Genomic DNA, 18995 nt, shown 5'->3' with positions numbered 1-18995 from the left:
TCCTTGAGGCTTACAACGCTTGACGAAATTGAATGAAACCGGGGCGCTCGGCAATCCGTTCGTACAACTGGATGGCGGTGGCGTTGGTCTCGTGGGTCAGCCAGTGCACCTTGCTGCAACCGGCCTCGGCCGCGGTGGCATAGACATGTTCGATCAACAAGCGTCCCAACCCGGTCCCGCGTTGGCCGGGTGCGACGAACAGGTCCTGCAGGTAGCAGGAATTCTGAACGCTCCAGTTCGACCGATGGTAGATGAAATGCACCAGGCCCACGGCCTTGCCGTCCTGCCAGGCAAGGGCGGCGTGGGTGGTTTCGGCCGGGTCGAGAAAACGTTGCCAGGTCGACTGGTAGACCGCGTCCGGTAGCTCGGTTTCATAGAACTTCAGATAGGCCTGCCACAGGGGGCGCCAGACGGCCTGGTCGGCGGCGCTGACCGGACGGATTTCAATGGAACTCATGGTGACTCCTTAGCGCATCAATTGGGCGAGAGCTTGATCCTGGCTGTCGGCGCTGGCCGCCAGCCCTTGTTGCACGCCGGCGATGTCGGCGGCGCTGCGGTTCTGGCTGAGCTTGCGTTTGCCTTCCAGACGCTGGATCGGCAGGGCAAAACCGACAATGGCCTTGAGCATGCTCTCGATGTACGGCGCGGGGGCGTCGGCGACTTTCCACGGCTTGTCCCGGCCCGCTTCATGGCGGTCGGTCAGGGCGCTGACCAGGTTGAGCAGGCGATCAGCGTCATCGAATACTTCGGCCTGGCCGTAGGCATGCACGGCCACGTAGTTCCAGGTCGGCACGACCTTGCCGTGCTCGGCCTTGGCGGGATAGAAGGACGGGCTGACATAGGCATCGGCTCCCGGGAAGATCACCAGCACTTCACCGCCCTCCGCCAGTTCCTGCCACTGCGGATTGGCCCGGGCCAGATGGCCATAGAGCGTGCCATTGGGACCTTGCTCGGGGCGCAGCAACAGCGGCACATGGATGGCTTGCAGGCCGAGCTTGCCATGGGTGACCAGTGTCGCCAGGCGAGTGCCCTGGATATGTTGCTGCAGGGTGAGCAGGTCTTGTTCGGAAAAGGCGCTGGGTGTGTACATGGAAATTTTCCTTGGCGAATACCCTCATCCTAGGCAGGCTATTGGTTGGTTGTAAGAGCCATTACCGGCGATTTTCATAGGTCCAATACCATGCCAAGTCCATCGTTGCCCTTGCCGTTCGACCCTGCCGGGATCTACCTCGATCCGGCCAAGGGCCTCAGCCGCCAGCTCTATCAGGCCCTGCGCCTGCGGGTGCTCGACGGGCGACTGGCGAGTGGCAGCCGTCTGCCGGCCAGCCGCGACCTGGCCAGCGCCCTGGCGATTTCCCGCAACAGCGTGGTGCGGGCCTATGACCAGCTCTACGCCGAAGGTTTTATCGAGGGCCGGATCGGCGATGGCACCTACGTCGCGCAACTGCCGGAAAAAGCCCTGCCGATCAAAAAGTTGTCCACAAAACTATCCACAGGGTTTTCAACAGGCTTATCAACAGGGTTATCCACAAAATCACCCGAAACCGCTGGGGTTACATCCAGTAAAGTTATCCACAATCTGGCCATGGAGCGCATCGAGAGCAACCCGATGCACAGGCCCCCGAGTGGTCCTCCGCGAGCTTTTCGGGTGGGTGTGCCGGCCTTCGATCTGTTTCCCTTTGGCGTCTGGGCCAAGCTGCAGGCGGCTTTCTGGCGCAAACCGGACCTGCAACTGCTGTGTTACGGCGAGGCGGCGGGGGAGGCGCGCTTGCGCGGCCTGATTGCGGCTTACTTGCGCAGCTCCCGGGGCCTGTCCTGCACGCCTGAGCAAATTGTGATCACCAGTGGCGCGCAGCAGGGCATTAGCCTTTGTGCACAGTTGCTGGTGGACCCCGGCGATGGCGTCGCGGTGGAGAATCCCGGGTACCGCGCGGCCCGATTGGCCTTCGCGGTGGCGGGGGCCAAGCTGCATGGCGTGACGGTGGACAATGAAGGACTCGATTGCGTCGAACTCGCGCAATTGCCGGACTGTCGGCTGGCCTATGTGACCCCGTCTCATCAATACCCCACCGGCGTGATCATGAGCCTGGCGCGGCGCCTGGAGTTGCTGGCCTGGGCCGAGCGCACCGGCGGCTGGATCGTCGAGGACGACTACGACGGCGAGTACCGCTACAGCGGCGCGCCGCTGGCACCCTTGGCGGCGCTGGATCGGCAGGGGCGGGTGCTGTATGTCGGGACCTTCGGCAAGATCGCCTTTCCGGCGTTGCGCCTCGGTTACCTGGTGCTGCCGCCGACGCTGGTCGAGGCCTTTGCCCAGCGCCGCGCGCTGGATATGCGGCACTCGGAGGTCAGCACCCAGGCGGTGATGGCGGAGTTCATGGCCGCCGGGCATTTCCAGCGGCATATCCGGCGCATGCGCCGGGCCGCCCTGAGTCGGCGCAACGCCTTGTTGGCCCATTGGCCGGCGAATATCCCGGGCTGTGGTGACTTGCCGGCGGTTGCGGCGGGCCTGCATCTGACGGTGCCGGTGGAGAGCCTGGCCCGGGAGCAGGAACTGATCGCGCAGGCCGAGAGTGTCGGGGTCGAAATCAGTCCCTTGAGCGGCTACTGGATCACCCAGCCCGAACCGCCCGAAGACCGGCGTGCCGGTTTGGTGCTGGGGTTCGCGGCGGTACCGGAGGTGGATATCGAGTCGGCGCTGGCGCGTTTGCGCACGGTCTGGAAGGTCTAGCCGCCTAGGGTATTAACCGGCTACCGCAGGCCATCGCGCGGTCGATGTTTATTTATTCCCGGAACCCGCCACCAGGATAAATGGACATGACTTCCCCCCTTGCTCGCGCGACCTTGAGCGAAAGCGAACAGGCTGAGCGGGTCTACACCCTCAGTGATTATTTTGCCCAGCGACCGACCCTGGAAAGCGTGGCGCCCGGCCTGGTCCGCGACATGTTGGACGACCAATACCCGTCGCAGGGCGAGCGACTGACCCATGCCGCGCTGATCGAACCGGAAGCGTGCGGGGATGAGGTGGACTACCGGGTCCTGACCCTGGCGCACTTGTTGATCGCTCGCTTCCTGGGCGAAGAAAAACGGCTATGTCCGGCCGGCAGCTATGTGACGCTCTATCCGGGCGCGGAGCATCCGCAGAAGCTGTCCCTGGGTGTTGAGGCGCTCGATACGCTGCTGGATGAGTGGGCGCCGTTGCTGCTGGAGGCGTACAAGCAGGGGCTGGTGGACTTCTGGAGCTCGCCGTTGGTGGGGGATGTGGCTCCCTGGCAGCACCTTTCCGAGTTCTTCGCGGCGCAATTGCGCCTGGCGTGCGCGGCGCTGTCGGGCGACGAACTGGCCGCCGTGGAGGCGGTGCTCGACTATCCCGACCTGAAGGCGCGCGAAGCCCGGTTCGGCAGTGATTGCGCGCAGGCCTATATCCCTATCATCGATAGCCGCATCAAGGGTCCCGAGCCCTTGCGCATCCAGGCACTGGTTGTCAGCCACTGGGTCGGCGAGCGCCAGATCGTCTTGCTTTACAGCCTGTTCGGCGGAATCGAAACCTTCGATTCCACCCGAGCGCTTGAAGAGTCCCTGAGTGTGACATTGAGCGACGAGGGCTCGGGTTTCAGGAGTTACTCGCCGGACCATCACATCTTCGACGCCCTGACGGTGAGCCTGCTGGTACGCCAGTTGGAGGCCGTCGATGCGATCAAGCCGAGTGACTATCGCGACCCGGAGGCCCTTGAGCAGCACCTGCGTGAGCTGACCGGTTTGCAGGCCTTGTTCGGTGCTTTTCGTTCCGGTCACGAGGCGAAATTGGCGAGCCTGGATGACTTGCTGCCCGAGGCGTTGCGCAAGGCGTCGGCGGCGGATCGCACGCGCTATGGCCGTTATGTGGCGGCGCTTGCGACGGTGCATCGGGGTCATGCCGGCAAGGCGTTTCTCGATGGCATTCCCGATATCCGGACCTTTGCCGGCCAGTCGTTGCGGGCGAGTTTGCAGGCGAAATATCCAGCGGCCGCGAGCGTGTCGATCAGCGATATCAGCGTGACCCTGACGCGTATCGCGAACAGCCCCTCCGAAATGGTCGACAGTGCGCGTGACGTTCGCTATGAGTCACAGGCCCAGGACTATGTCGCCATGGCGCTGAAGAATCTTGAGGCCTTTCCTCTTGGCGCCTTGGCGCAGATTCGTTACCAAGGCCAGACGGCGCCGTCCTGGATGACCTATGACGCGTTGCGCACGGCGGTGACCGACGCCGATATCGGCAGGACCTACCCTGAGTTGCTCGGGCAGAAATTGCAGCACGATCAGGCCGAGCGAGCCCGGCAAGAAGGGCTGTTTACCGACTACCTGCGGGTCCTGCTGCCGATGTGGGCGCTGGAGCTGCGGCTCGAGCGGAAACTGACGGAGACCGCCCGTCTTTATGTCGAGGCGGTGATGACCCGGGACGTCGGTGTCCGTGAGGTCCTGGGGCAGCCCATCGTGGTCAGGCCCCTGGCGTTTCTGGCGCATCCCGGTGCCTCGGCGGACCGGGTGCGCAACATGTTCGTGATTGGCCCGCAGGCGACGGAACAGGGCCCGCAGGTGCTGTGCCGGCCCGGCGCCAGGGCGCTCTTGCTTGAGTTTCCATCCTGGGCCGGCTTGTTGACGGCGATCCAGCAGGAGGGACCTTTGCAGCAGTCGGTCCTCGACGGCCTGGACAGCGCAAGGCGTTCAACTTATGAGGATGGCGGATTCAAGGAGCCGCACCTGACCCGGGTGACCCACTCCGATTGGAATATCCCGGACACCCCCGAGCCGGCTGCGCTGGATACCACGCCGCTAGACGGGTCGTTTTGCGCGGCGCTGTTCGCCGCCAGCATCGAAGCGCTGATCGCGCAGGCCGAGGCGGATTCGGTGTCCAATGCCGAAGATCGCTGGCACCGTTTCGTCGATCTGGGCTGGGCCCTGTTCGGTCTGTTGCAGTTCCTGTTGCCTGGGCCCCTGGCGGGTTTCGGCTGGCTCGTGCAATTGCTCTCCAGCCTCAAGGCCTTTGCCGATCCCCATGCGCCCCATCCCTGGGTGGCGTTTGCCGACGTCTTGCTGAATCTGGCGGTTGTGCTGGTCTATCACCGTCAGTTGCTGATCGGGCAAGCCGGGGCCGTGCGCCCAGGGCCGATCATCAGCAACGCCGTGATCAAGGAACCTGCCGTCAGTGCGGCGAACCAGCTGGTCTTTGGCTGGACCCGTCCGGGACGTCAGTTCACGGCTTCCGAGCTGGTCCGGCTCGAGAAGTTCAAGCTGTCACTGTCCGAGGCGCCCGGCACTTTGCTGGAATCGGGCGACTGGAAAGGTCTGTATCGGCGAGACAAGCTTTTCTATGCGCGGGTCGAGGATGCCTGGTTTCGGGTGTCGTGCAAACTCGATGGGGTGGTGATCATTGATGACAGCCACCCGGCGCGACAGGGTCCCTGGTTGAGGCGCGACAGCTCGGGGCTTTGGCAGTTGGATCGTGGCCTGCGCCTGCTAGGCGGCGTGGGAGAATTGAGTGTACGTGCCGCAAAAAAGCTCAAGTCGCTGGAGAAGAAGGCCCGTGATCTGTTGGCGAGCGTGCCGACGCTGCTGGCGGACGCCGAACGCAGTGCGAGCCTGGTGCAGGTCCCGCGTGATATCGAGGACATGCTCGGGATGAAGGCGCAGCCATTTTCAGCGCTCGGCAGGGAGCTGCGGGATTTGACCCTGGGGCTTTCACAGTCTCCCCGGTTTTTGATTGCCGACCTGGAGCAGGCCGCGAGCACCTTGAACAACAAGGGGCTGAGTCTGCGGATCAACCTGACCAAGAAGCGCTTGCCGACCGCCGCCGCCGTTGAGTTCCTGGCGCAGGAAGAGCAGATCACGGTTCACAAGCTGGGTGAGCGCCGAGATATTTCCGGTGGCAAGGGCAACGACTTCCTCGATGAGTACGAGATTCGCGACCGGCAGGGCAGGCCGCTGTGGTACGCGCATTTCCATTACCTGACCGCGACCAGGCCGGCGGCCAGTTTTTCCAAGGCGCACCTCAAGACCCGCGAGCAGCGGTTTAAAGGGCTCAGTTTTCAGCGGGCCCAGGAGAGCGCTGGAAGCAAAGTCGACGCTATCTGGCGTGGAGACATCGGTCCCAAGTTGGCCGCGGCGTTGTTCCTGCCACCGAGTGCCTGAAGATTGTCCCCGCCCCCTTTAGGGGGCAGGGAAACACTCAGATCCCCGACTTGATCTTGGTCCAGGCCCGCGTACGTGCCCGTTCGGCCTTCTGGTCCAGCGGCTGCAAGGTGTAGAGCGTCTTCATCGCCGCTTCGGTCGGGTACAGGTTGGCGTTGTGGCGGATCGCCGGGTCAACCATTTCGGTGGCGTCCTTGTTCGGGTTCGGATAACCGACAAAGTCGCTGATCGGCGCGATCACCTGGGGTTGCAGCAGGTAGTTGATAAAGGTGTAGGCGTCCTGGGTGTCCTTTGCCCCTTTGGGGATCGCCAGCATGTCGAACCAGATCGGCGCGCCTTCCTTGGGCAGGCGCATGTCCACCACCACGCCGTTCTTGGCTTCCTTGGCGCGGTTGGCGGCCTGGGAGAAGCTGCCGGAATAACCGACGGCCACGCAGATGTCGCCGTTGGCGATGTCCGCCATGTACTTGGACGAGTGGAAATAGGTGATGTATGGACGGATTTTCAGCAACAGCGCCTCGGCTTTTTCATAGTCCTTGGGGTTGTTGCTGTTGGGGTTCAGGCCCAGGTGCTGCAAGGCCAGCGGCAGGATCTCCGACGGCGAGTCGAGCAGGGCGACGCCGCACTGCTTGAGCTTGCTGATGTTCTCTTCCTTGAAGATCAGGTCCCAGCTGTCCACTGGCGCGTTGTCGCCCAGCGCCGCCTTGACCTTGGCCGGGTTGAAGCCGATCAGGATGGTGCCGTACATGTAGGGCACGGCGAACTTGTTGCCCGGGTCGTTGGCCTCGATCAGCTTCATCAGCTTGGGATCGAGGTGGTTCCAGTTCGGGATCTTGCTGCGGTCCAGGGGCTGGAACACCCCGGCTTCGATCTGCTTGGCGAGGAACACGTTGGACGGCACCACCACGTCATAACCGGAGTTGCCGGTGAGCAGCTTGGCTTCCAGGGCTTCGTTGGTGTCGAAGATGTCGTAGACCAGCTTGACCTGGGTGTTCTGGGCCTTGAAGTCGTCCAGGGCCTTGGGGGTGATGTAGTCGAACCAGTTGTAGACCCGCAGGGTACGCTCCTCGGCGTGGAGGGCGGTGCTGAGCACGGCGGCGCAAAGGGCTGGGGCAATAAGACGCTTGAGCTTGTTCATTGTTCTAATTCCTCATTGAGCGTATTGGAAACCTTCGAGTACGTTCACGGCATTGATGCCGATTTCTTCTACCGCGTAGCCGCCTTCCATCACGAACAGCGTCGGCTTGCCCAGGCGGGCGATGCGTTCGCCCATGCGCAGGTAATCCGGGCTGTCGAGCTTGAACTGGGAAATCGGATCGTCCTTGAAGGTGTCCACGCCCAGGGAAACCACCAGCACATCGGGGGCGTAGCGTTCGATCTCGCCGCAGGCCTGTTCCAGCGCCGCGCTCCACTGGTCCCAGGCAGCACCGGCGGCCAGTGGATAGTTGAAGTTGAAGCCTTCGCCGGCGCCTTCGCCGAGCTCGTCGGCATAGCCGAGGAAGAACGGGAACTCGGCTTCCGGGTGACCATGGATCGAGGTGAAAAGCACATCGCTGCGCTCATAGAAAATCGATTGGGTGCCGTTGCCGTGGTGGTAGTCGACGTCGAGGATCGCGACCTTCCGATGGCCTTGATCGAGGAAGGCCTGGGCGGCGATGGCGGCGTTGTTCAGGTAGCAGTAACCGCCCATCAGGTCGCTGGCGGCGTGGTGTCCCGGCGGTCGGCAGAGGGCGAAGGCGCTGCGGGCGCCGCGCTGGATTTCGGCCTGGGCGGTGAGGGCGACCTGGGCCGCGCTATACGCTGCCTGCCAGGTGCCGGCGGTGATCGGCGCGCCGCCGTCGAAGCTGTAGTAGCCGAGTTCGCCGTGCAGGTTTTTCGGGATCACTCGGCGCAGGGTGCGGGCCGGCCAGGTGAAGGGCAGCAGGTCGCCGTCATGGCCTTGTTCGGCCCAGCGCTCCCAGGCGCCCTTGAAGAAGTTCAGGTAGGCCTCGTCGTGAACGCGGCGGATCGGCTCCAGGCCGAAGTCTTCCGGTTCGCGCACCGGGCCCAGGGCCTGATGTTGCACGCGGGCCAGCACGTGGTCGGCGCGCGAGGGCATTTCGAAGCAGGGCATCAGTTGCCCGTCGATCAGCTCGCAGCGGCCATGGTGCAGGTGATGATCGTCTGAGTAGACCGTCAGCATTTATTGTTCTCCGATAGCGTGGACGTGGCGTCATTCTTGATGCCTGGCGCTTTTTGGAGAACGGCGGGAGCGGCCAAAAGGGGATCGATATGGCCAAAAAATGTGTCCTGATTTCGCCCCTGAACAGGGCGGAAGGCTGCTTCGTGGCCTGAAAAGGCGCACGCACGGGGTTAGTTGTTACGGTTTTTTTCGGACAGCCTTACAGAGGCAACCTGCCGCCGCGATCTGCTTTGCCCGACAGTGGTCCTCGATCGGGATGGATACATTCTCGCCTCCGATAACTCCAGGTAGGGAATGAAATGCCATCGACACACGATCACCTTGGTTGGGCCGTCGCACTAGCCCTTTGCACCGCCTTCTCGCCGCCCCTGCTGGCTTCCAGCCGGGTGAGCCGGGGCGATACGTTGCATGTGGAGCATCTGGGCGATACCTCGTCGATCATGGCCTCGAGCGCCGATGGCCTTTTTACCTGGCGCAATATCTCCCTGCGCAACGATGGGGTGGTGAAAGGCCTGAGTGGTTCGGGTGTCCGTGCCTACGGTAACGGCACGGTGTTGAACTGGGGGCGTATCTCCGGTCATCGCACCGACGGCGTTTTTCTTACGGGGTACAACGGGGTCAGGATCGACGGGCTGGCGCGGATAGAAAACTACGGCGTTATCGAGGCCGATGTACCGAAGGGTGTCGGCACCTCTTCAGGGGTCTCGATAGGCCGCGGCCTGGTGATCAACGCCGAGGATGCACTGATCCAGGGGCCCAGCTTCGGCATCCTGGGCCAGGGCAAAGGTCCGATCAATGTGGTGAATCGCGGCATTATTCGTGGGCACCGGGGGATCAAGCTCAATGGCAATCACGATGACAGCGTGACCAACCATGGCTTGATCGAAACCACCTACATACAAAACCAGGACCCCCATGGCTCGACCGCAAGCGTCTATATGAAAGGTGCCTATCGCGCCGGCACGGCGATAGACCTGGGGGCCGGCAACGATACCTTGGCGCTGTATAGCGGCTCCCAGGTGTTTGGGGCCATCGACGGCGGCAGCGGCTCGGACCTGTTGCTTCTCGAGGGCGGCAGCGGCATGTTGGGGAACACGCGCAACTTTGAATCGCTGTCGGTCAACCAGGGCACCTGGACCTTGACCGGCCCGGCGGATTTCAGCGCCCAGGCCCGTGTCGGCAACGGCGCGGAGTTGATCAATAACGGCGGGATCACCGGTGCCACGTGGGTTGATCAGTTGGGTCTCTATTCTGGCAGCGGCAGTACCGGCAGCCTGGTGGTCAACGGGACGATGTTCGCCAACCCGCAAGCGGGTGCGCCTGTGGTCGAACGGGATCTCACGATGGGCCCTTCCTCGGTGCTGGTTTATGGCATTGACCGCGATGGTGGCAGTTCGACCGTTGCCGTCGGTGGCACGGCCTATCTGCAAGGGGCGACGCTGGTCCTGCGGCCAACGGCCGAGAATGTGCCCTCGACCAGTGTGCATACGATCCTGCGGGCCGGCCAGGTCGAAGGCGCTTTTCACAAGGTGGTCAGCGATCTGGCCTTCATGACCTACAGGCTCTCCTACACCCCCACGGACGTCGGGCTGATCTATAGCCGCAATTATGTGCCCCTCGAACAGATCGCCGAATCCGGGAATGCCAAGCGCCTGGCCGCGAGCCTCGGGCAGACCGCGTACTTCGCCCCGGCCCCTGCACCCGACGGGCAGAAGGTCGGTGACACCACGGCCCCGACGATGGCCTCGACCGGACAGGCACCGCAGCCCCCGGCCCTGGTCTCCAGCCTGATCACGAGTAACGCCGCGACGGCGAAAATAGCCTTGAATCAGCTCTCGGGCAGCCACAACGCCAATCTGGGCAATGCGACCCTGAGCGGTGTCGGCCAGGTCGGTGGCGGCATGCTCTCGGCGATGCGCCAGTGGAGCGACGACCGTCGTTTGCCCGGGTTCGAGACGTCCTCCGGCAGGCCTGCCACGTTGGCTTTCGATTCGGATAGCCGGGGTGCAAAGAGCCGGGTCTGGGTTCACGGCCTGGGTAACGCGGGCAAATTCGAGAGTAGCCAGCAGAACGATCAGCCCATGCACCGCAAGACCCGGGGTTTGCTGATCGGCTCCGACTGGGCACGGGCCGCCGATTGGCGACTCGGGGTGGTGGGCGGCCAATCGCAGACGCGCCTGGGCGGCAGCCATTTCAAGGGCACGGTCGACAGCTGGCATCTGGGGGTGTACGCGCTGCATCAGAGCGGCCCCTGGGCGACCCGTCTCGGCGCCGTCCATAGTCGCCATGATGGCAACACCCGGCGTGATGTGGCTTTCGCTGGTTTCAGTGAGCGTCTATCGGGCCGGCACCAAGCCAGCAGCCAGCAGGTGTTCAGCGAGGTCGGCTACGCCCTGGGCTTTGGCAACCTGAGTGTGGAGCCCTTTGCCGGCCTCGACTATCAACACTATCACCGTCGCGCTTACACGGAAAAAGGCGGCGATGCGGCCTTGAGCGTCAAGGCGCACTCCCAGGGTAATGTGCGCAGCACCCTGGGCGCGCGGTTTGCCCATGAGCACCGGCTGGATCGTGGCATGAGCCTGGCGCCGCGCCTCAGTGCCGGCTGGAAACATCGGTATGGTCATCTCACCCACGCCGTCATGCAGTCGTCGGCGTTGGGCGGCGATGCGTTCGAGATCCGCAGCGCCACGCTGGATCGCGACAGCCTGGTGGTGGACGCGGGCCTGGACTTCAGGCTCTCCGAGGACCACGTCCTGGGCGTCGGTTATACCGGTGAAATCGCCGACAATCGCCAACTGCACGGTGTTCAGGGCGAATGGACGTTGCGTTTCTGAGACGCTGTTCGCGTCTTACGGGCGGAACTGGCTCGGGCTGACTCCGCTCCAGCGCACGAAGGCATGACGGAAGCTGGCGGTTTCGCTGAAGCCCAGCTCATCGGCGATGCGGTGAATCGGTAGCCGGGCTTCCCCGAGCAATTGCTTGGCGCGCTCGAAGCGCAGTTCGTCGAGCAGTTCCTGATAGCTGCAGCCGAGGTCGTTGAGGTGCCGGCGCAGGGTCCGCGCCGAACACTTCATCTGCTCGGCCAGGCCCTCCAGGCCCGGCGCGGTGTGCAGTTGCGCGGCGAGCAACTGGCGGATGCGCCCCAGCCAGGCCTGGCGGCCGGTGAACTCCAGGTTATGTTTGCGGCACCGTTCGGCCATGGCCTGGTGGGTAATGGCGTCCGCCAGGGGCAAGGGTTGCTCCAGCCAGCGCCGGTCGAAGGCAAATGCGTTGCTGTCGGCTGAAAATTGCAACGGGCAGTCGAAGCTGTCGCTGTAGTTGGCTTGGTAGTCCGGTGCTTCGTGCTCGAAGCGCGCCGCCAGCAAGGGCAGCGGGTGGCCGAGCAAGTCGTCGCAGATGACTTTCAGCGAGACCAGGCACAGCTCGGTGTTGAACACCGCCAACTGCGGGTTTTCCCGATAATCCGCGGCGGTGAACCAGATGCGCTCGCCGTCGGTTTCCAGGCTCAGTTCGAAGAGTGTTCCCAATAGCGCCGGATAACGCAGGGCCAGGCGCAAAGCGTCACCGAAGGTGGCACTGGTGAGCAGGGCATAACCGAGCATGCCGTAGGCCGACACATGCATGCGCCGGCCCAGCTCCAGGCCGATTTCCCGGCGCAGGGCCACAGCATTGGCGCACACCTGCATCTCCTGGTTGGTGGTGATGCGGGTGTCGGCGCGGCTCAGGTCGGCGGCGCTGATGCCGCTGCCGGCCAGGAGTGCATCGCTGGCAATGCCCTTGTCGCGGAAGGTGTTGAGCACCAGGGATACCGCGTTGAGGGTGGTGAGGTGGGAGTGCAGCATGTTCGGTTCCGTCCGTGGGAGGTAGGGGGCATCGAGCAAGTTGTGTGCCGACGGCTGAGTGATCAGTTCAGTGCAGCACCTGCGGTATGACGGGGTGTGGCGGTGGTGTGGGAGCGGAGCTTGCCCGCGAAGAACGATAACGCGGTGTCTCTGAAAAACCGCGGCGTCTTCTTCGCGGGCAAGCTCCGCTCCCACACAGGCTCAGCTCCCACAAAAGCTAGGGGGGGCGTTTCAGGTCGGTGTCGGCTGCGACCCCGCCAACAACGCATCAACCACCGCCCGGGCCATTTCCACCGAATGGATCATCGACCAGATCAGCCCGCGTTCGACGCCGCTGCCGTATTCGGTGATTTCATCGGAGACTTCTTCGGCGCAGCGCAGCATCAACGACACGTGGATCAGCGCCTGCTCGGCCGTGATGCCTTCCTGCACGTTGAACAGTGAGAGGTGTCGGCCATCGTTGACGCTGCCCGGGCGGGCGGCGGTTTCTTTCAGGGCGGCGAGCAACGGCGGTTCGTGGTGCTGGCTGTTGAGCACCTGCAAGAGGTCGGCGTTGGCTTTCTTGAGAATGGCGGTGATCCGGGCGCGGGCGGTTTTGCTGGGCGGATCGGGGATTAGCTTGTCCATGATGTACTCCTATTGGCGCATGGGAGCTGACACCAATCGCTGCTAAACGATGGGGGTGGCAGCTGTACGCGGGTTAGCAGACCGGCCAATAGGAAACCGGCGCACCCGAAGGTGCCCCACGCACAGCCACCATAAACCTGGGGGCATTAAAAACGCCGGCCATGAAAAATGGAGGCGTTGTGCGCCTATTGGACACGAGCTGCTAAACCCGTTCACTGCAATGGGGCAGTGACAAACGGAGACTAGTCACGTGGCTGGACAGGCGCAAGGCGTTGGGATTTTCTAGGAAATGTCGCTCAAGAAAAAGCGATTTGTCTGGTGTGGGTGCCGTTCAGTGAAGGAAATCTGAAGTCAAACGCGGACTTGTGGCGAGCGGGCTTGCCCGCGCTGGGGCGCGAAGCGGCCCTAAAACCGGCGAACGCAGTCTGTCAGGCAGACCGAGATAACCGGTTTTGCGACTGCTTCGCAGCCGAGCGCGGGCAAGCCCGCTCGCCACAAATCTCGGCCCGGCTGAAGTCCGCGCTCGGCTGCTATATCAGCTCAACTCGCCACACAGATCCAGCTCGACCAGGCGCCGCACTTCAGCCTGCCCCAGGCCCGCGCCCAGCAACGCATGCAGCTTGCCGAACGCGGCCTCACGGGTCATGCCGCCGCCGGACAGCACGCCGACACCGCGCAGACGGCTACCAGCTTCATACACGTCCAGCTCGACGCCGCCTTCATGGCACTGGGTGATCGCGACCACCACGATGCCCAGCTTCTCTGCCCGCTGGAGACTGGCAAGGAACGCCGGGTTATCGCTCGGCCCGGTGCCGCTGCCGAAACACTCCAGCACCAGCGCCTGGATACCGCTGTCGATCAGGCCATCCAATTGCGCGGCGGTGATGCCCGGAACCAGCGGCAACACACCGACCGTCGTCAGTTGTCGCGCCTGGCGGTAACCCAGTTGCACCGGCAAGGTCTGCGCCTTGGCCACGCCGCCCGTGCGCTTCAGCGCCGCAAACGGATGCCGCCCAAAGCTGCGAATCTTCGCGCAACGGGTCGGCGAGAGCATCTCGCCATGGAAGTGCAGGTGCACGCCCGGCGCCAGGCCATGGCCCAACGCGACCAGCGCACCGCTGACGTTCTCCCAGGCATCGCTGTCCGGCACGCCCGCCGGCAGCATGGAACCGGTAAACACCACCGGCACTGGCAGCCCAAGCAACTGGAAGCTCATCGCCGCCGCGCTGTACGCCAGGGTGTCGGTGCCGTGCAGGATCAGCACGCCGTCGCACTGTTGCACTTCCACCGCCTCGACCACCGCATCGCGCAGGCGCAGCCAGTACTCGGGGGTCATGTTGGCGCTGTCGATCAGCGGGGCCATTTCGCGGAAACACCAGTCCGGCACTTTCAGGCCGGGCTGCCCGGTGAGGTGCTCGCGCATCCGCGCTTCGAAACCGGAAGCCGGGGCCAGGCCGCTGGCGCTGGCCTGCATGCCGATGGTGCCGCCGGTGTAGAGCACCATGACGCACTGTGCGGCAGGATAAGAGACGGAAGTCATTGCGGGTTCTCCTGGACGAATGCACCTTGCGCCGCAGCATGCCTGCGTGCGCAAGGTGTGTCACGTCGGGTGGCAGGACGCCACCCGGTAAGGTCTGTCGCGTCGGACGGCAGGGCGCCGCCCGAAAGCTACGATCAGCGTTGCGTGGCAGGCACGCCTTGGGCGGCGTCTTGCTCGCGTGGCGCGGCTTGGCCCGGGGTTGGCCAGGCTGCCAGGTCCAGGTCCAGATCGGCGAACTTGCTCGAATCGAACACCGGTTGGCCGACGCCGGCGCGGCGTTGTTCGTCGTAGTCGCGCATCACACGCAGGCCGATCTTGAACAGCATGGCCAGGGCGATCAGGTTGACGAAGGCCAGGCAGGTCATGGTGATGTCGGCGAAGGCGAACACGGTCGACAGGTTCTGCACCGAACCCCATACGATCAGTGCCAGCACCAGGGCGCGGTACACCATCAGCACGATGCGGTTGCGGGTCAGGAACTGCAGGCTGGTTTCACCCAGGTAGTAGTTGTAGAGGATGCAGGTGAAGACGAACAGCGACAGGGCGACGCTGACGAACAGGCGGCCCCAGTCACCGACCACGGCGGCCAGGGAGTTCTGGGTCAGGACGATACCGTCACCTTCGAAACCTGGGGTGTAGAAACCTGACAGCAGGATCAGCAGGGCGGTACAGGTGCAGATCACGAAGGTGTCGAGGAACACGCTGAACGCCTGGACCACGCCTTGGGCGCCCGGGTGCTTCACAGCGGCCACGGCGGCGACGTTGGGCGCGCTGCCCAGGCCGGCTTCGTTGGCGAACACGCCACGTTTCACACCCATGACGATGGCGCTGCCGAGCAGGCCGCCGAACGCTGGGTCAAGGCCGAAGGCGCTCTTGAAGATGGTTTCCAGCATGGCCGGCACGTGTTCGATCTGGCTGAAGATCACGTACAGGGTGACGCCGATGTAGGCCAGGGTCTTGACCGGAACCAGCAGGTCGGAAACCGAGGCGATGCGCTTGATGCCGCCGACGAAGACGATCGCCAGCAGGACGGCCAGGGCGATGCCGGTGTGGTTCGGCGAGAAGCCGAAGGCGTTCTGCAGCGAGTGGGTCACGGTGTACGACTGCAGGCCGTTGAAGGCGAAGCCGTAGGTGACCAGCAGCAGGATGGAGAACACCACCGCCATGCCTTTCAACTTCAGGCCGTGCTGGATGTAGTAAGCCGGGCCGCCGCGGTACAGGCCGTCGCCATCGGCGCGCTTGTAGACCTGGGCCAGGGTGCATTCGAAGAAGCTGCTGGACATGCCGACCAGTGCGGTGACCCACATCCAGAACACGGCGCCCGGGCCACCGAGGGTCACGGCGATGCCGACACCGGCGATGTTACCGGCGCCAACACGGCCGGCGAGGCTCAGCATCAGGGCCTGGAACGAGCTCAGTTGGCCTGCTTGACCACGAAGGGACTCTTTGAAGACGGTGAACATGTGGCGGAAATGGCGGAACTGGACGAACCGCGAACGGATCGTGAAGTAGCTACCGAGCCCGACAATGAGCACGATCAGTAATTTCCCTGAGAGGAAGTCGTTGATGACCTCAAGCATGGAGTGGTTCCTCGCTGTTTTTTGATGCAAAGGCGGCTCGTTCGAAATATCGCGTTACACCCGATGTCACTGGGCAGTGTGGGCTGGCGATCTTTCATCCCGAGCTTGCGCGGGTTGTTTTTAGTGTTGTTTCGCGTGTTTCAGTGCCGCTGTACTGCGGATCGCTTACGCGAAGAGGGGCGGCACTATACCTATGAGCACCGCAGTCGTCTGTACTGGTTTGTAGTACAAACGACGAAGCGCAGGGTATTTCTGGTGAAGGCAGGGGCCGGGATAGAGCCTTCGTCCTACTTTCGGTTGTAAAAAAAAGGGCCTGAAGAGTGACCTTCAGGCCCTCAAAAGGTGAGAGGTGTCTAGTCCCTCGACCTGGTGAGCGTGTTGCAGTCCGGCATTGAAGGTCAGGCCTTCAGGGGCACCAGACGCGGGGCAATCATGTTTTCCGGGCGCAGGATGTCGGCGAGCATCGCGTCGTCGAGCAGGCCTTCTTCGCGCACCAGTTCCAGTACGCCACGGCCACTTTCCAGGGCGATGCGGGCGATCCGGGTGGCGTTTTCATAGCCGATGTAGGGGTTCAGCGCGGTGACCAGGCCGATGGAGTGCTCCACCAGTTCGCGGCAGCGCGCTTCGTTGGCGGTGATGCCGACGATGCAGTGTTCGCGCAGCATGTCCATGGCGCGTTGCAGCAGACGGATCGAGTCGAAGATCTTGAAGGCGATCAGCGGCTCCATCACGTTCAGTTGCAGTTGGCCGCCTTCGGCCGCGATGGTCAGGGCCAGGTCGTTGCCGATGATCTGGAACGCCACCTGGTTGACCGCTTCCGGGATCACCGGGTTGACCTTGCCGGGCATGATCGAGCTGCCGGGCTGACGCGCTGGCAGGTTGATTTCGTTGATGCCGGTGCGTGGGCCGCTGGACAGCAGGCGCAGGTCGTTGCAGATCTTCGACAGCTTGACCGCGGTGCGCTTGAGCATGCCGGAGAACAGCACGAAGGCACCCATGTCGGAGGTGGCTTCGATCAGGTCGGCGGCGGGTACCAGCGGCTGGCCGCTGATCAGGGCCAGGCGGTCGACCGCCAGTTGCTGGTAGCGCGGGTCGGCGTTGATGCCGGTGCCGATGGCGGTGCCGCCCAGGTTGACTTCGGTCAGCAGCTCCGGTGCCAGGGTCTTCAGGCGGGCCAGGTCTTCGCTCAGGGTGGTGGCGAAGGCGCGGAACTCCTGGCCGAGGGTCATCGGCACGGCGTCTTGCAGCTGGGTACGGCCCATTTTCAGGACGTGGCTGAACTCCTGGCCCTTGGCGGCGAAGGCCTGGATCAGGCTGTCGAGGCTGGCGAGCAGGGCGTCGTGGCCCAGCAGCAGACCCAGGCGGATGGCCGTCGGGTAGGCGTCGTTGGTCGACTGCGCCATGTTCACGTCGTTGTTCGGGTGCAGGTACTGGTATTCGCCCTTGCTGTGGCCCATGGCCTCCAGCGCGATGTTGGCGATGACTTCGTTGGCATTCATGTTGGTCGAAGTGCCAGCGCCGCCTTGAATCATGTCGACCACGAACTGCTCGTGGAAGTCGCCGCGCACCAGTCGGGCACAGGCTTCGCTGATGGCCGCGTGTTTGGCTTCGGTCAGGTGACCGAGCTCGCGGTTGGCGTCAGCGGCAGCTTGTTTGACCATGGCCAGGGCCACGACCAGCTTCGGGTAGTGCGAGATCGGGACGCCGGAGAGACGGAAGTTGTTCACCGCTCGCAGGGTCTGGATGCCGTAATACGCGTCGCCGGGTACTTCGAGTACGCCAAGCAGGTCTTTTTCTGTGCGGAAAGATGCAGCGGAGGACATGATAGAAATCATCTCGATAAGAACCCGGTCGGTGCCGGAACGTTGGCAATGCTAGGCTTGGCCGAATTCTAGGGCCAATGCTGTTCAGCACTGGCCTATGCACAAACGGCATAATGTGGATGTGACGCGTTGTGTATGACGGACGTGTGAACCAAAATGGTGCGCATGGCGGGAGGAACCGATGAATCTCGAAAGCAAATGGTTGGAAGACTTCAGTGCCCTGGCGGCGACCCGCAGCTTTTCCCAGGCAGCGGAGCGACGCTTTGTCACGCAGCCGGCGTTCAGCCGACGGATCCGCAGCCTGGAGTCGGCGCTGGGGCTGACCCTGGTCAACCGCTCGCGCACACCGATCGAACTGACGGCGGCGGGGCAGTTGTTCCTGGTGACGGCGCGTACGGTGGTTGAGCAACTGGGCGAGGTGGTGCGCCATCTGCATCATCTGGAAGGCGGGCAGGGCGAAGTCATGCAGGTGGCGGCGGCGCACTCTTTGGCGCTGGGCTTCTTTCCGCGCTGGATCGCGCAGTTGCGCAATGAAGGGCTGAATATCGCCACGCGGCTGGTGGCAACCAACGTCGGTGACGCGGTGCATGCGTTGCGCGAGGGCGGTTGTGACTTGATGCTGGCCTTCTATGACCCGGATGCGGCGTTGCAGATGGACGCGGAGATCTTTCCGTCCCTGCACCTGGGGCAGACCGAGATGTTGCCGGTGTGCGCGACGGGGCCGGATGGCCAGCCGCTGTTCGACCTGGAGGGCGAGGTGAGCGTGCCGTTGCTGGCGTACAGCGCCGGGGCGTTTCTCGGGCGCTCGGTGAACCTGTTGCTGCGCCAGCGCAATCTGCGCTTTACCACGATCTACGAAACCGCAATGGCCGACAGTTTGAAGAGCATGGCGCTGGAAGGGCTGGGCATTGCCTGGGTGCCGCATCTCAGTGTCCGGGCCGAGTTGGCGCGGGGAGAACTGGTGGTGTGCGGCGGGCCGCAATGGCATGTGCCGCTGGAAATCCGCCTGTATCGCTGTGCGCTGGTGCGCAAGGCCAACGTGCGTTTATTGTGGCGCAAGCTCGAAGGCGCGGCGGCGCAGGCACCGGGTCCGAATTGACCTGAAAGTCAGGTAAACCGGCCTTCAGCGGCTAAAATCCAGCAAACGACAGATGGTCGGTAAAGGTGCGTTTAACGCACTTTTTTCGGTATACTGCGCGGCCTTCGGCCGGCTTGCCCGGCCCCGATTCGTAT

General features: G+C 63.4%; 13 protein-coding genes. 4 read left to right on the top strand and 9 right to left on the bottom strand.

Annotation, left to right across the window (positions count from 1 at the left end):
* Positions 1–10 precede the first annotated feature (10 nt).
* Complete coding sequence (locus CWE01_RS07205) at positions 11–457, bottom strand: GNAT family N-acetyltransferase (protein WP_100939842.1); 447 nt, start codon at positions 455–457, stop codon at positions 11–13.
* 9 nt (positions 458–466) lie between these two features.
* Positions 467–1090, bottom strand: coding sequence for an FMN-binding negative transcriptional regulator (locus CWE01_RS07200; RefSeq protein WP_100939841.1), 624 nt, complete (start codon positions 1088–1090; stop codon positions 467–469).
* Positions 1091–1180: 90 nt separating this feature from the next.
* Here CWE01_RS07200 and CWE01_RS07195 point away from each other — a divergent pair, with 90 nt between their 5' ends.
* Together CWE01_RS07195 and CWE01_RS07190 are read left to right on the top strand one after the other, a co-directional pair.
* Positions 1181–2731, top strand: a complete 1551-nt coding sequence (locus tag CWE01_RS07195; RefSeq protein WP_100939840.1) for a PLP-dependent aminotransferase family protein — start codon at positions 1181–1183, stop codon at positions 2729–2731.
* An 86-nt stretch (positions 2732–2817) separates the two neighbouring features.
* The gene (locus CWE01_RS07190) at positions 2818–6168 is read left to right on the top strand and encodes a dermonecrotic toxin domain-containing protein (protein WP_100939839.1); all 3351 of its coding nucleotides are present in this window, start codon (positions 2818–2820) and stop codon (positions 6166–6168) included.
* 37 nt (positions 6169–6205) lie between these two features.
* Here CWE01_RS07190 and CWE01_RS07185 read toward each other — a convergent pair whose 3' ends face one another.
* Positions 6206–7306, bottom strand: a complete 1101-nt coding sequence (locus tag CWE01_RS07185) for a polyamine ABC transporter substrate-binding protein (protein WP_100939838.1) — start codon at positions 7304–7306, stop codon at positions 6206–6208.
* Positions 7307–7318: 12 nt separating this feature from the next.
* Positions 7319–8350, bottom strand: coding sequence for a histone deacetylase family protein (locus CWE01_RS07180; protein WP_100939837.1), 1032 nt, complete (start codon positions 8348–8350; stop codon positions 7319–7321).
* Between the two features lie 299 nt (positions 8351–8649).
* On the opposite strand from CWE01_RS07180, the gene CWE01_RS07175 reads away from it, so the two are divergent.
* On the top strand, positions 8650–11184 hold the full coding sequence (locus CWE01_RS07175; protein ID WP_100939836.1) for an autotransporter domain-containing protein: 2535 nt from the start codon (positions 8650–8652) through the stop codon (positions 11182–11184).
* Between the two features lie 15 nt (positions 11185–11199).
* On the opposite strand, the gene CWE01_RS07170 is transcribed toward CWE01_RS07175, so the two are convergent.
* From CWE01_RS07170 to aspA, 5 genes are all read right to left on the bottom strand, one after another.
* Entirely contained in the window at positions 11200–12192 is a 993-nt protein-coding gene (locus tag CWE01_RS07170) for an AraC family transcriptional regulator (protein ID WP_100939835.1), read from the bottom strand.
* 231 nt (positions 12193–12423) lie between these two features.
* Positions 12424–12819 (bottom strand): hypothetical protein, encoded by a 396-nt coding sequence (locus CWE01_RS07165; protein WP_100939834.1) that lies wholly within the window; start codon positions 12817–12819, stop codon positions 12424–12426.
* Between the two features lie 535 nt (positions 12820–13354).
* Complete coding sequence (locus tag CWE01_RS07160) at positions 13355–14359, bottom strand: asparaginase (RefSeq protein ID WP_100939833.1); 1005 nt, start codon at positions 14357–14359, stop codon at positions 13355–13357.
* Positions 14360–14493: 134 nt separating this feature from the next.
* Entirely contained in the window at positions 14494–15939 is a 1446-nt protein-coding gene (locus tag CWE01_RS07155; protein WP_100939832.1) for a sodium:alanine symporter family protein, read from the bottom strand.
* Positions 15940–16337: 398 nt separating this feature from the next.
* Entirely contained in the window at positions 16338–17762 is a 1425-nt protein-coding gene (aspA, locus tag CWE01_RS07150; protein ID WP_100939831.1) for an aspartate ammonia-lyase, read from the bottom strand.
* A 181-nt stretch (positions 17763–17943) separates the two neighbouring features.
* Between aspA and CWE01_RS07145 the strand changes: the two genes are divergently transcribed.
* Entirely contained in the window at positions 17944–18861 is a 918-nt protein-coding gene (locus tag CWE01_RS07145) for a LysR substrate-binding domain-containing protein (RefSeq protein WP_100939830.1), read from the top strand.
* Positions 18862–18995: the final 134 nt, after the last annotated feature.

This window comes from Pseudomonas sp. QS1027 (assembly GCF_002814235.1).
Classification (GTDB): Bacteria; Pseudomonadota; Gammaproteobacteria; order Pseudomonadales; family Pseudomonadaceae; genus Aquipseudomonas.
Note: the sequence above shows the minus strand (reverse complement) of the source record. Positions and strands in the feature narration are given on the sequence as shown.

Coding starts and splice junctions, on each gene's coding strand:
- CWE01_RS07205 (WP_100939842.1), bottom strand. CDS start 457: ATGAGTTCCATTGAAATCCGTCCGGTCAGCGCCGCCGACCAGGCCGTC.
- CWE01_RS07200 (WP_100939841.1), bottom strand. CDS start 1,090: ATGTACACACCCAGCGCCTTTTCCGAACAAGACCTGCTCACCCTGCAG.
- CWE01_RS07195 (WP_100939840.1), top strand. CDS start 1,181: ATGCCAAGTCCATCGTTGCCCTTGCCGTTCGACCCTGCCGGGATCTAC.
- CWE01_RS07190 (WP_100939839.1), top strand. CDS start 2,818: ATGACTTCCCCCCTTGCTCGCGCGACCTTGAGCGAAAGCGAACAGGCT.
- CWE01_RS07185 (WP_100939838.1), bottom strand. CDS start 7,306: ATGAACAAGCTCAAGCGTCTTATTGCCCCAGCCCTTTGCGCCGCCGTG.
- CWE01_RS07180 (WP_100939837.1), bottom strand. CDS start 8,350: ATGCTGACGGTCTACTCAGACGATCATCACCTGCACCATGGCCGCTGC.
- CWE01_RS07175 (WP_100939836.1), top strand. CDS start 8,650: ATGCCATCGACACACGATCACCTTGGTTGGGCCGTCGCACTAGCCCTT.
- CWE01_RS07170 (WP_100939835.1), bottom strand. CDS start 12,192: ATGCTGCACTCCCACCTCACCACCCTCAACGCGGTATCCCTGGTGCTC.
- CWE01_RS07165 (WP_100939834.1), bottom strand. CDS start 12,819: ATGGACAAGCTAATCCCCGATCCGCCCAGCAAAACCGCCCGCGCCCGG.
- CWE01_RS07160 (WP_100939833.1), bottom strand. CDS start 14,359: ATGACTTCCGTCTCTTATCCTGCCGCACAGTGCGTCATGGTGCTCTAC.
- CWE01_RS07155 (WP_100939832.1), bottom strand. CDS start 15,939: ATGCTTGAGGTCATCAACGACTTCCTCTCAGGGAAATTACTGATCGTG.
- aspA (WP_100939831.1), bottom strand. CDS start 17,762: ATGTCCTCCGCTGCATCTTTCCGCACAGAAAAAGACCTGCTTGGCGTA.
- CWE01_RS07145 (WP_100939830.1), top strand. CDS start 17,944: ATGAATCTCGAAAGCAAATGGTTGGAAGACTTCAGTGCCCTGGCGGCG.